13 protein-coding genes and 2 rRNA genes are annotated in these 12814 nt (G+C 37.0%); 7 read left to right on the top strand and 8 right to left on the bottom strand.

What is annotated here, in order from left to right:
• The 4 genes from Q0625_RS11300 to Q0625_RS11285 form a co-directional block, all read left to right on the top strand.
• A 23S ribosomal RNA gene (locus Q0625_RS11300) occupies positions 1 to 297 on the top strand; the annotation flags it as partial.
• A 191-nt stretch (positions 298 to 488) separates the two neighbouring features.
• Positions 489 to 597: ribosomal RNA gene (gene rrf / locus Q0625_RS11295) — 5S ribosomal RNA — on the top strand.
• A gap of 143 nt (positions 598 to 740) precedes the next feature.
• Positions 741 to 1643, top strand: a complete 903-nt coding sequence (locus Q0625_RS11290; protein WP_298827288.1) for a hypothetical protein — start codon at positions 741 to 743, stop codon at positions 1641 to 1643.
• A gap of 29 nt (positions 1644 to 1672) precedes the next feature.
• Positions 1673 to 2602 carry a hypothetical protein gene (locus Q0625_RS11285; RefSeq protein WP_298827285.1) on the top strand — a complete coding sequence of 310 codons (930 nt, stop codon included), beginning with the start codon at positions 1673 to 1675 and terminating at the stop codon, positions 2600 to 2602.
• Between the two features lie 2 nt (positions 2603 to 2604).
• Here the strand turns inward: Q0625_RS11285 and Q0625_RS11280 are convergent, their stop codons facing one another.
• The 8 genes from Q0625_RS11280 to Q0625_RS11245 form a co-directional block, all read right to left on the bottom strand.
• Positions 2605 to 3660, bottom strand: a complete 1056-nt coding sequence (locus Q0625_RS11280) for an isochorismate synthase (RefSeq protein WP_298827282.1) — start codon at positions 3658 to 3660, stop codon at positions 2605 to 2607.
• A complete protein-coding gene (locus Q0625_RS11275) occupies positions 3657 to 4079 on the bottom strand; it encodes a PaaI family thioesterase (protein WP_298827279.1) in 423 nt (140 codons plus the stop codon). The genes Q0625_RS11280 and Q0625_RS11275 overlap by 4 nt, the downstream gene beginning before the upstream one ends.
• 28 nt (positions 4080 to 4107) lie before the next feature.
• Entirely contained in the window at positions 4108 to 4812 is a 705-nt protein-coding gene (locus Q0625_RS11270) for a hypothetical protein (RefSeq protein WP_298827276.1), read from the bottom strand.
• Positions 4813 to 4816: 4 nt separating this feature from the next.
• Positions 4817 to 5638, bottom strand: a complete 822-nt coding sequence (locus Q0625_RS11265; protein ID WP_298827274.1) for a hypothetical protein — start codon at positions 5636 to 5638, stop codon at positions 4817 to 4819.
• A gap of 42 nt (positions 5639 to 5680) precedes the next feature.
• Entirely contained in the window at positions 5681 to 7111 is a 1431-nt protein-coding gene (locus tag Q0625_RS11260; protein ID WP_298827272.1) for an HD domain-containing protein, read from the bottom strand.
• A gap of 547 nt (positions 7112 to 7658) precedes the next feature.
• Positions 7659 to 8171 (bottom strand): hypothetical protein, encoded by a 513-nt coding sequence (locus tag Q0625_RS11255; protein ID WP_298827269.1) that lies wholly within the window; start codon positions 8169 to 8171, stop codon positions 7659 to 7661.
• Positions 8172 to 8262: 91 nt separating this feature from the next.
• Positions 8263 to 8892: a hypothetical protein gene (locus Q0625_RS11250; protein WP_021627553.1), complete on the bottom strand. Its 630-nt coding sequence runs from the start codon at positions 8890 to 8892 to the stop codon at positions 8263 to 8265.
• 2 nt (positions 8893 to 8894) lie between these two features.
• The gene (locus Q0625_RS11245) at positions 8895 to 9236 is read right to left on the bottom strand and encodes a helix-turn-helix transcriptional regulator (protein WP_021627554.1); all 342 of its coding nucleotides are present in this window, start codon (positions 9234 to 9236) and stop codon (positions 8895 to 8897) included.
• 118 nt (positions 9237 to 9354) lie between these two features.
• On the opposite strand from Q0625_RS11245, the gene Q0625_RS11240 reads away from it, so the two are divergent.
• From Q0625_RS11240 to Q0625_RS11230, 3 genes are all read left to right on the top strand, one after another.
• Positions 9355 to 9588, top strand: a complete 234-nt coding sequence (locus Q0625_RS11240; RefSeq protein WP_021627555.1) for a hypothetical protein — start codon at positions 9355 to 9357, stop codon at positions 9586 to 9588.
• Positions 9589 to 9590: 2 nt separating this feature from the next.
• Complete coding sequence (locus Q0625_RS11235; protein ID WP_298827264.1) at positions 9591 to 9893, top strand: hypothetical protein; 303 nt, start codon at positions 9591 to 9593, stop codon at positions 9891 to 9893.
• Positions 9894 to 9976: 83 nt separating this feature from the next.
• Positions 9977 to 12814, top strand: a complete 2838-nt coding sequence (locus Q0625_RS11230) for a hypothetical protein (RefSeq protein ID WP_298827261.1) — start codon at positions 9977 to 9979, stop codon at positions 12812 to 12814.

The following is a 12814-nucleotide window of genomic DNA, read 5'->3' as shown; positions in this document are numbered from 1 at the left end:
ACGTCGTGAGACAGTTCGGTCTCTATCTACTGTGGGCGTTAGAAATTTGCGTGGAGCTGACTCTAGTACGAGAGGACCGAGTTGGACTAACCGCTGGTGTATGAGTTATTCTGCCTAAGGGTACAGCTCAGTAGCTATGTTAGGAAGGGATAAGTGCTGAAAGCATATAAGTACGAAACCCACCACAAGATGAGATTTCTTTTGAGGGTCGTGGGAGATGACCACGTTGATAGGTTACAGGTGTAAAGGTGGTAACATCAAAGCCGAGTAATACTAATAACCCGAAGACTTATTGTACGAAATTCTTTTTTTAGTGGATAGTGATTAGTTGTTAGTAATTAGTCATTAGTCACTAGTAGTTAACCATTAGTTTGGTGTCTTATCCAATGTAGTCAATTAAGTGAAGGATGAATGATTCATTATTCACTAAAAATACAAGTGTGGTGAAGAGCTATTCACTATTAGTTTTTCACTATTCACTAACGATTTAAGGTGGTTAAAGCGGAAGGTCTCACCTCTTACCATTCCGAACAGAGAAGTTAAACCTTTTAGCGCAGATGGTACTGCAATTTGTGGGAGAGTATGTCGCCGCCTTCTTTTAGAAAACCGAATTATTCTGATGAATAGTTCGGTTTTTTTACTATTGTTTCTAATTACTAATCACTGTATACTCCAATTTGTTAAGACGCAATTCATTGCGTCTCTACGGAATACTAACTAAGAATCTAATCACTGTAATTATGAATAATTTATCATCTCTAATTCGTCTGGTATTCTTACCTATTGTTCTTGTTGCTTGTAATTCTACAGCGGAAAAACCTCAGGAAAATAAGTCCCAGGGGGACAAGCCACAAGAATTGCAAAAAAGCAAAAAAGACACTCTTGAAAGGTCTTACTTTGAGGAACAGCTTGCTGATAGTCTTCTCCTTGAGAAAACTAAAAAGGAGGCGCTCCTTGAGGTCGTAAAACGATTTAAGGGGGAAGATTTAGATTTTTCCTATGTGATAGAAGATAGTGATACGTCCTACCTCAGTGTTTCTGTACAGATTAAGAAATACTTTGAGGATGAGGCGTATTATGCTATTATTTATACAAATATGTATGGATGGGAGCATATAGATATCTATAAGTTAGGAAATCAGTCTATAGAACATAAGGTAGCCGGAAAGCATTATCATTTTCCTACGGATACGATTTTCGATGTCAATGGGGATGGGACTAAGGATTTTTTGGTGAAGAGTCACCCGTTATCAAGCTGTTGTAGAGCAAATATTTATGACATCTATTTGTCTCCAGCAGCTAAAAAGGAGGTGGTGACAAGCTATATAGACTTGGTAAATCCTACTTTTTATCCTCAAGAAAAACTCATCAGAGGGGTCGAATATGGACACCCTGGTTGGACAGGACTCTACAAATATCGTTGGAGAGGAGAGTGCTTAGATACTTTGGAGTATATTTATCCCGATCCTACCACTAAAGGACGTACTTTTATCAAAATGCATACCTCATCTGACTTCTTTCTAAAAAGAAATAATATAAGAAAGGGTACACTCCTCCCATCACTCCCTGAAGAATACAAAACAGTAGAGGACTTAGACTGGTTTCTCCTTTATGGAGAGGGAACATTTGATACTGATTTTTGATTTATACTTGATAATTATACCTAACTTATATGAAACCCTATTTTTACCTTCTATTTTTGCTATCGCTTTCTTTAGCAGGGCAAACCAAGGACGCCCAAAAACGTTTGTATTATAATATTATGGACAATGGTAAGCAACTTTATATTATGGGAAAATACCAGTTGGAATTAATCCCTTATGATGAGGCTTTTGATTCCCTTGTAGTAAAGCGAAATCTGGTTGATTTTGCTAAGAAAAATCATTTTACAGATACTATTGTTAAGAAAAATCCGAAGCTGCCCTATCCTCATTATTATCTTCCTTATTATAAGAAAAATAAGGAGGATCACTGGCAGAATACAATGGTATATTACATAGGTAAGAATACTGATAAAGGGAAGTGGTCATTCATAGCGACAATTTCTTCGGTGGCAGAAAAACCCTCTGAGGAGATTGATACCGAGATGATACAGCTGATATTAGAGAAAAAGGTATTGAACGAAAATCATTTAGGAGGGCGTTTCTTTAATTTTCTCGGAAGAAAAGTACCCCTGATGGACGAATGTTATTGGCGAGGAGTCAATATTGTACGCTGTCCCACCAAGGGTGAAATGAACTGGAGCTTGCATCCCTCCTTAGCCGAGGCACAACTATCTCTTCGGCTTCAAAAGGAGTGGGGCGATATGATTCCCTTGGAACCTAACTATACCTATAACCGTACCTCAGAACAGCAGAAAACGCTTATTTTTGAAGGAAAGCCTTCACAGGTTACGGAAGTTATCTATAATGTACGTTATCAAGATCCTGTGCTAAAGAGCTATCATAAAGATACGAAACTGATTGTCTATTATATAGCTACGATCGTACGAGGTCAAGCAATTGCTTGTGTGATCAGCTATTGGGACTATAATGAACGACTGCCTGATACAGGACTACCTGAGTTTGTTTCTCAGTTTGTACGACTACCCAAAGGGGCTTAGAGCTATTGGAGTACTCGTAACATAGTTTGAGCTTTATTTTCCGTTTCCTGCCATTCGCTTTCCTCTTGGGAACTACTGTTTATTCCTCCCCCCACATATACAAATATCCCTTGGTCTGTGAGTTGGGCACATCTGAGATTGACAAATAGGTCTATAGAGCGATGCTCTCCCAAATAAGTCAAACCACAATACCCTGCATAAAATTCTCTTGAATAACCTTCATTCTCAAGGAGAAAATCACGAGCTTTGTCTGTGGGAAAGCCACATACGGCAGGAGTAGGGTGTAGGCGCTCAACAATTTCTTGGATAGCTGTATTAGGGGTGATTTTAGCGGTAATTTCTGTACAGAGATGCCAAAGTCTTCCTGCACGCACGTCGTGTACTTTTCCTATAGATAAATCAGTGGTGAGAGGTTCTAGTACTTGGGTGATTGTATCTGTTACAATCTTTTGCTCTCTATATTCTTTTTCAGTCCATAGGGGGCTTTCGCCTTCGACAAAGGGCTTGGTTCCAGCCAGTGACATAGTATGAAGTGTATCACCTGTAACTTTTATCAAAGTCTCAGGGGTAGCGGCTAACCAACGGCCTACTTTTGGGTGTGAAAAAACATAACAAAAGGCCGTAGGATATAGTGTTTTCAAATCTTGGAAATAGGTAAGGAGCGATTTTTGATTACTATGGTAAGCAATTCTGCGGGAAAGTACTACCTTTTCTAACCTATGTTCTTCTATGGCTTTCAGTGCTTTCTGGAAAAGGGTATGATAGTGTTCTCTATCACCTTGGGTGGGGATAAGAGCTGTACTAAGTAAGGGCTTTTCAGCTGAGAGTAGGGGAGTAGTGAGGTGATTCTCTTTCCTTAGTAGCAAAGGAGTACCCCCATGGAAAGGGCACATTATAAAACCATCTTCCTCACAGAGATTGCTTGTATATAAGGTATCATTATTCTGGTAGATAAGGTGAATATCTGTGCTATTGGGATAGCTAAACAAAGCAAAAGGTAGCCCTCTTAGGGCAACCTCCTTTGCTTTTTCTAAAAATTCTTCTTTAGATTGGTTCATTTTTTCTTAGTGATTATGGTGGTGTGTTTTCCATAGGAAACAAGTTTACCTTCCTCGTCAGTGATTTTTACATCCCAGTGTTGCAGTGTTTTTCCCTTATGGATTAGGGAGGCTTTGGCAAAAACTTGCTTACCCAGCTCTACCCCACGAACATGGTTCATGATAATGTCTATCCCTAAAACTAAGTAGTTTTCAGGATCTGGATTTGCCAGTAACATGGCCGCAATACTACCTGTAGTTTCTGCCAAGGCTGCCGAAGCCCCTCCATGCAGGATGCGATTGGGTTGGCAAGTCTTTTCATTGACAGGCATTTGTGAGATTATGTAGTCTTCGCCTATTTCTATAAAGCGAATTTCAAGGAAGTCTATGAGGGTACTCTGCCCCATAGCATTGGCTTTTTCTAATAAATGGTTATTCATAATCTTATAGAATTAAAAATAATTAAAGTTATAAGGGTTCAAATTTGGTGTAATGTCTTAAGGGTATAGCTGTTTTTTCTTTGGGTAAATCCTTTGCCCTGCCAAAAAAATCTTCTTGGGTTCCATATTCATCTTTGTAGAGAAAATTACCCGAGGAAGCGTCTATATAATAGATTCTATGGACTAATTCTTCTTCAGCAAGTATATTAAATCTTATTGTGTATATGTATCTCCAATCCTTGGGATAAACCTCAGCGCTCCCTCTTGTGATTTCCATATAATAGGGGGTATCTCTTTTAGAAAAATATATATCCACCTCAAAAGTTTGAAGAATTATCCTTTGGAGGTCTTCTATACTGATTTTGTAATCTTTGTCGTGATCAATCTGCTTATAGACCTTTCCCTTTTTAAAAAGATATTCCTTTCCTATCGGAAAATTCTGAAAATAATGTACTTTCCTATAAATATCTCCCTTTTTTGTAAAGAAATTACATGTTTTTATGTTTGATTTCTTAGGAAAAATCCATTCTATATATCCTTTTTCATCTATAAACTGAAGTATAGCAATACTATCTTCTTTGTAGAATTCATATTCTCCATCTTCATTGTATTTCTTGAATTTTTTTACATCAAAAAGTGTTGCAAGACTATCTTTTTTATAATTAAGAGGAGTAAGTTGTCCTCTACAAACGTTAGTGAACAAAAATAAGAATAAAAAGAATCGAACTTTCATAGAATTACTTAGTTTTTATCACGATTTTATTATCTGACAAATAGAAAATGGTGTCATTCTTTTTCTCTTTTATGTAATCAATGTATTTTTTATCCGAATATATAGTGTCAATATCCAAACTCTTTACTAAGGCTACATCTTCTTTTAGTTCTGATGGGGTATATTCCAAAAATCCATCAGCCCTATTCCAAAGAAATCCTTTTAGCTTCCCCTGCTTATCATAAAGTGAAATGGTTTTTATAAGTAATCTTCCATAATTATTTTCTATAAATCCATTGGGGTTATATTGATAATCTTTATCTATTCTTTCAGTTTGGATAACCTTAAAATCACTTTTCGGGGCACTGCATCCTATCAGTAGAAAGCTAATAATGACACTTAATTTAGTAATAGAGTGGTTTGTTGCTTTGTCAGAGGGAGGTATTTTTTGTTTTTCCTTTTTTTCAAAATAGCATATCCCTATATAAAAGGCAAAAATGCAGATTCCGCAGGGGATGATAGAGCTATATACTACTGCTGGGTTAATCTCCTCTTTCAAATAGGTAGACCAACAAGCCTCCCGATCCATAAATTCTATCCTATTGATATATAGCCAAAAAGCTAAAATAATTAGGAGTAATATATACTTAGCGATAGATTGTCTAATAGGTTTACAAAAAATGCTATATACAAATACTATACAGAATTGGATAGGCATAAAAATAGAAATACCTGTAATAACATCACTTTTTGCGTCAATACAAGAATACCCATCAGGCAAGAAAAGTATCATTTGAATAGCACCTATAATCACAGATAGGGCACTTATCTTTATACTTTCTTTCATTATTAGTTAGGTTTTGTAAGTTCTATCATCTTTGGGTACGAGCTATAAGCTCGTACCAGCGACTAAAGACAGTCCCATTTTCTTTGCTTTCTCAAGCATAAAGGGGTATGCCTCTTCGTAGGAGTTGCCTATAATACCCTCTAGAATAGCTTCTTTGATAGCTTCTTTGAGCTGACCTACCTCGCGAGAGGGGCTAAGACCAAAGAGTGCCATAATTTCCTCCCCAGTGATAGGAGGTTGAAAGTTACGAATATGGTCTTTTTCTTCTACTTCTACCACTTTTTGGCGAACAATTTGGAAATTCTGATGATATTTCTTGTACCTCTGTGGGTTTTTGGTAGTGATATCGGCTTCGCAAAGGGTCATGAGTGCTTCAAAATCATCACCCGCATCAAAAAGTAGGCGCCTAACTGCTGAATCGGTTACAATATCCTGCGCTATAATGATGGGGCGAGAGCTCATAGTAACCATTTTCTGAACAAACTTCATCTTCTCGTTCTGAGGGAGACGTAGGCGCTGGAATATCTTGACTACCATTTTCCCTCCTACGAACTCGTGACCATGAAAAGTCCAACCTATTTTCTTGTCAAATCGTTTGGTAGGAGCTTTGCCTATATCATGCAATAAGGCAGCCCAGCGAAGCCATAAGTCGTTAGTGTTCAGTGAGATGTTATCCACTACCTCTAAGGTATGCCAAAAATTATCCTTGTGGCGTTGTCCTTCCTTTTCATCGACTCCTTGTAGGGCGACCAATTCGGGTAAGATCATTGAGAGCAAACCTGTTTCATAAAGTAACTTAAAGCCTACCGAAGGGCGAGCGGAAGCAAGTATCTTGTTGAGCTCCTCCGCAATACGCTCATTGGAGATAATCTTGAGTCGCTCCTTGTTATCAGCAATGGCTTGTAGGGATTTCTCTTCTATCTGAAAATTCAGTTGGGTAGCAAAGCGAATAGCCCTAAGCATACGTAAAGGGTCATCGGAATAGGTTATATTAGGTTCTAAGGGAGTACGAATAATTTGGTTTTGTAGGTCTTCAATTCCAGAAAAGGGGTCAATTAGTTCTCCAAAAGAATCTTGGTTTAGGGAAATAGCCAGAGCGTTAATAGTGAAGTCACGGCGATTTTGGTCATCTGCAAGGGTACCATCCTCCACTATGGGCTTACGAGAATCCTCCCGATAGCTCTCTTTACGTGCCCCTACAAACTCAATATCTATGCTATCGGTCTTAATCATAGCAGTGCCGAAGTTCTTGAATACTGATATTTTAGGATTGTTGGGTAGTTGAGCAGCTACTTTTTCAGCAAGCTCAATCCCACTACCTAGAGTAACTATATCAATATCTTTGGCAATACCTCTTTTTAGTAGTAAATCACGAACAAAACCTCCTACGACGAAGCATTTTTGACTGTTTTGGTCAGCAATTTTAGAAATAAGTTCAAAGATGGGGGCTGTAAGTGATTGGGAATAATTCATTATGTATTTTTTCAGTGGTACAAAGATAATTATTTTTTTTCAAATATTTACACCTGATTATCAATATATTATTCAATGACTATTTCGGGTTATATATAAGTATTTTGACACAGATTTGACACAGCTCCGCTGTTTCTGTTGTTTCTGTAAATTACTGGTTTTAAAATAGTTTTGCGGTTTTCCTCCTCCCTTCGCAGTTTTAAAGCCGTTCGCAGTTGCAGCCTCTGGCTGCCAAAAAAAAGCCATAGGGCGCAGCCCTATACCGCTTTAAAACGATTCCCGAAGGGTACGACTTTGGCGCAGCCCCTCGCTTCCCCTATACACCCCCTTCAAACTTCTAATATTTTTGGAAACTTTGGAAACCAAAGCGAAAAGGGCGTGTTTGCTATCTTTATTCTTTCTCTCTATATTATTATATATCAATATATTATAAAGAGAGAAAAGGGTATAATAAAAGGGGGTAAAGTGGTTTCCAAAAATGGTTTCCAAAAATTTCCGACTATTTGACTTTGGAAACTTTGGAAACCAAATTTTATTGCCTTGGTTTCTAAAAAATAAGCTGGTGTTCCTTCTTTATATAGAATACAAACTTTTCCAGCTCCTGAAATATCTTCTTTGTCTTCTCATTAAGGACTATTGCGGTCGCTTCGCTTTGTGAATACTTGTCTGGTTCCTTGGGCAATATATAGGAAGTACGTTTTGTATTCATCTTCTCTATAACCAATTGGTTAAATTCTTTCAAAAGCGTTCTTATCTTCTCTACACTTCTACGAGACTTCTTTTGCGCAATGAAATTACTTATCCTTTCAGATTCCTTTACAAAACTTGTTGTTTTCTGTATAGATTCCAAGGAATAACCATACCAAGCGTTTTGTTGATAGATGTTTTCTTGAAAATTATTTACATCAAGGGTTTGTAATAATTTTTTTATAACCTCTTTATCCTCATAGCTTAGTCTTTTTCTTTTATAATACTCAAAAGATACTATTAGGGATACTCCCACTGTTGCTGAAACTATAGAAAAGCTATCCAAAAAGGATAATGTACTTGATAAAAACATAACTTAAATATTTAGTATTACACAGCAAAAATACTAAATATTAATAACATAGGAAATACTATTCGTTATTTTTTTCTGTTTTTATTAGCTTTTATATAGTTCCCTTCAAGGTAGCTATCAGAAAGGAAAAATCTATTCTTTTATTTTCTTCTGTGGATATATCAATTCTTTCCAATAACTGTTCCTTTGTCAAATCATCTAAATTATCTATTTCATATCTGTTATTTATACAAAAATCAATCAATAAAGGTAAATATGTATTTACTAAAGGTTTTGCTTTCTCTTCATAAAGAGGAGAAGGAACATTATTGGCATATAATAGGCATAATATTAGATTTTTGAACTCACTAAAAAATGAAAACCTTCCACTATTTTTCAAATAATGATCAGCTAATATTGTACTATACAACTCAAAACCTAATATATATCCAGAATTCTTGATATCATTATCCATCTGATTTGTATGTTCTTTAATATCTTCTCTAAGTTTTTCTAATTTTGTATATGTTTTTTTTAGTTTGTCTATTTCCTTTTTCATCTGAAATACACTAAATATTTGCCAGCCCAGTAAAAACGTAACTAATATACCTAAAATACCAACTAATGCTCCATATACATCAAACTCATAGGGAGCAACCCTTATATTAAACACAAAAAAGTTAATAATACAAGTAATAATAGCTATTATTGATAAGATTATACTTATAGTTCCCTTCTTCATAATTAATTGTTTAATATCTCTAAGCTGTTATCCCCAAAGATAAGTTTCATTACTTGATCTTTCTTATCTTTTTTGAGTTCTATTTGCAAAATGGCTTTTATATCTTCTTCGTTTTCTTTATTATACGATCCCTTATTGGGATATGTTATAATATCCACTATATCCATTTTAAAAAAAATAGCTATTTGCAATAATCTGTCAATAGTTAAATCTCTCTCACCTCTCTCTAAGAGACTATAACTTCCCTGTTCTATCTCTAAAAATTCAGCAATACTTTTCTGTGTAATCTTCTTATTTACACGAATTTTTGAGATATTCTCTAATATTTTCTCTTTAGTAATCATAATAGACAAATTTAAGTAATTAATTTTCAATAATATATATTTAAAAAAGATATTTTATTTCAAAAAATAATATTTTATATTGCATATTGAAATATTATTCGTAAATTTGCACCTGTAAATGAGTATCAAAATAAGTACCAAAATGAGAATTAGCCTAAGAGAAGATATAAAAGAGGAGGTAAAGAAAAACCACGTAGGCAAACTATCTACAGAGCTGAATGTAACGCCTAAAGCAATTTATGGTTGGCTATATCGTGATAGTGATATGTTGACACATTATTCCACTTTGTTGGCTTTAAAAAAACTGTTGAAGAAACCTATCAATGATTTAATCAATATTGAACGCTGTTAATTATGGAACAACATATAAACGAATTGGTGGAAATACTCACCACAACAGAGGGAATCACCTATGTTACTTACCGTGTGGAGCAGGGGAAAGTATGCTTTTCTTTCTTCTTCGATTCGTATCAAGTCTTTAACCTCTTGGACAAGGCTATGCCTAATGAGTGGCGTATAGATCTCTTAGGAGAATGCAAGCTGTGTTACCTCTCTTACGAGCTGTCTTACTTGGAGCGTTATTTTAAGTTTCAACAACTGGTGAAGGCCGCTTTTTTCATAGATGATTTTATAAATATATTTTGCAATAAACACTAATCCATTAGCTACTGAAAAGCCGTGTTCTTCTGCGCAATATAGACACGGCTTTCTTTTTCAGTGGCTAATAAAAACGGGTAGCAATGGACATCAACTTAGAACAACTTAAGCAGGAACTTTGGAATGCAACCGATTACGGCCGTCAGTTTTTTGAAGACGAATTTGCCTCTGAAATAGCGCGCAATCGTGGACGCCTCAAAGGTTTTGCCGTACGTACTGAGGATAAAACTGGTTCCTGCCATATTAACCAAAAAACAAGTGATAAAGGCCCTGCCCCTTATACCTTTACAGATTTCGGGGTAGAAAATAAAGGTATGAATGCGATTGATTACGTCGTAAAACGTGATCATTGTACCTTTTGGGAAGCCCTGAAAAAACTATGTAGCCAATATGGGGTGCCACTTCCTGAGGGTAATAAGGTAACTCCCACGGTGGAATTTTCCTCTAATGTGGAGGAGGACGAAGGTTTTTGGAAAGTCAATTTTTCTTCTTCTTACAAAAACAAGAAACTACTACAACGCTTGTTCCCTTTCTATACAGAGGAGCTTTTAAAGGAATATGTTTTTAAGGAAATAGAGAGCTACCAGACTGTTGGAGTGAATGAAAAGGGTAACAAATACAAAAAAACAACTATTGCCAATGCTGATTTTCCTATTTTTGGTTATGACAAGGGGGATTATGTAAAGATATACCAACCTTATGCCCCTAAAGGAGACGCTTTTATACACAAACATTCGTTTGTTGGGGATAAAAGCGGCAAACGTATCATATATGGCTGGGATCGGCTCTTTGAAAAGGTGGAATATGAGACCATACAGCACGTTATCAAGGATCTGAAAACAGTAAGAAATAGTGAGACGAAAAAGGATCTTTTGGCTCAATTGGACAAACTAAAGTTGGAAACAGTAATCATCGCTACAGGAGGCACGGACGGCATTAATATTGCCTCACTGGGGTATGATGTGATTTGGTTCAACTCCGAAACGGAGGTAATCAATAGCCAAGAGTATTACGAGCTTTCCCAAATAGCCAAAAATATCTATTACATACCCGATTTGGACGAAACAGGCGTTAAGCAAGCGGTACAGATAGCCGATAGCTTCTTAGATATAAAGCTGGTTTGGCTGCCCAAGGATCTGAAATATTCCAAGAAAAAAGACTTTGCCGACTGGTTGCGCCGTGAGAAGAATGCAGGTAAGGAGATTCTTCAAGCTATCTTCGCCAAAATGCTCCATCAGGCGCTAAACTTCCGTTTTTGGACGTTCTCTGACAAGGGTACTGTACAGTTCAATCCTACTAAAATCATTCACTTTCTGCACCTCAAGGGCTTTTATACCTTTGCTTCCAACTATTCTGAGCAAAAGGAGGACGAATGCGAATTTGTCAGCCTCAAGCAGGGCAAATTAGAAAAAATACTCAGTACAGCTATTAAGAAATATGTATTGGAATGGATTGACAACAAGGTATATAATGAGCAGGTACGCAACCGAGTGTTTTCGGCAGCAGCTTTCCAACCTTCACACCTTAAAATGCTTCCTATATTTGACAAAGACATTACTAACTACGGGCGTTCGTATCAGTGGTATTTCTTCGCCAACGAGGCTATAAAGATACAAAAGGATAGCATTGCTTCCTACAAGTATTCGGGAGCGCTCAAGGTGCAATTTTGGAAAGATGAGATCATCAACCATAACATATCCTTACTAACGCCCTTTTTTGAAAAATATACCGATGAGCAGGGACGTACACGTATCAAGATACTGAATAAGGATAGCAATTATTTCAAAGTATTGATTAATTCCAGCCGTATCTATTGGGAGAAAGATGCTAACGAAGCGCATAAGGACTTAAACCCTTTTGGAATAGCCAGCGAAAACCTTAGCGAAGCAGAAAACTACGAACAGGAATTGCACCTGATGAATAAAATCTACTGTGTGGGCTATATGCTACACCAGCACAAGCGAGAATCAGAGAGCTTTATCGTAATAGGCACTGACTACAAGGGAGGAAACAGCGTAAAGGGATCCTATGGAGGTACGGGAAAGTCTTTTTTGGTCAATGGCATTCGCAAAATGCTAAATAGTAAATACATTGACGGGAAAACACTCGGCAATAACAAGTTCCCTTACGATAAGGTAACAGAAAAAACACGTTTGGTTTTCTTGGACGATATGAATTTCAATCAGGATTTCCGAGATTTCTACAACAAAGTAACGGGGGACTTTGAAGCCAACCACAAGGGAGGAAAGATCTATTACATTCCCTTTGAGCGAAGCCCGAAAATGGCAGCTACAACCAACTATGTTCCCGATTTTGAGGAAAGTTCCTTGGTTCGCCGCTTGTTGTTTTACCAAAATGGAGACTATTACCACGCCAAAACCCCTAAGAATGATTACCTCTTTTCACGAAAGATTTCCGATGACTTTGGCGGGCGTGATATAATGAATAGTGATTACAGTGCGGAGGAGTGGAATGCCGATTATAATTTTCTGTTCAACTGCTTACAGTTTTACCTATCGTGCGACCAGCCTATCATGGCACCTTTAGAAGCCTTGCAGAACAGACGTGCATTGCTCTCTATTGGGGATAATTGCTTGAATTTCTTCAATGATTATTTCGCCGATGAGGCAAAACTCAATCACTGGATAAACAAGCCTGAATTTGTCCGAGAGGCAATCGGTGAGCTGGGCAACAAATACACTCCTTTCCAAGTGTATAAGAAGTTACAAGAGTATTGTAATATCCATAAATGGGAGTTACAGAAGGCTAAGCGCAAAACTGAAAATGGCAATTCCTTAGAGCATTTCTATATAGATACTAAGCAGCTGGGGGATATACCCGTCATAGAAGAGCCAACGCAACCTTCGCCCTCTCCCGCCCCGCATATAACCGATAACCTAAGTCAAGAAATAGATTTTTAA

It is taken from the genome of uncultured Capnocytophaga sp. (assembly GCF_938029845.1).
Lineage (GTDB): Bacteria > Bacteroidota > Bacteroidia > Flavobacteriales > Flavobacteriaceae > Capnocytophaga.
The sequence above is the reverse complement of the archived record's forward strand: the minus strand, read 5'-3'. Positions and strand labels throughout refer to the sequence as shown.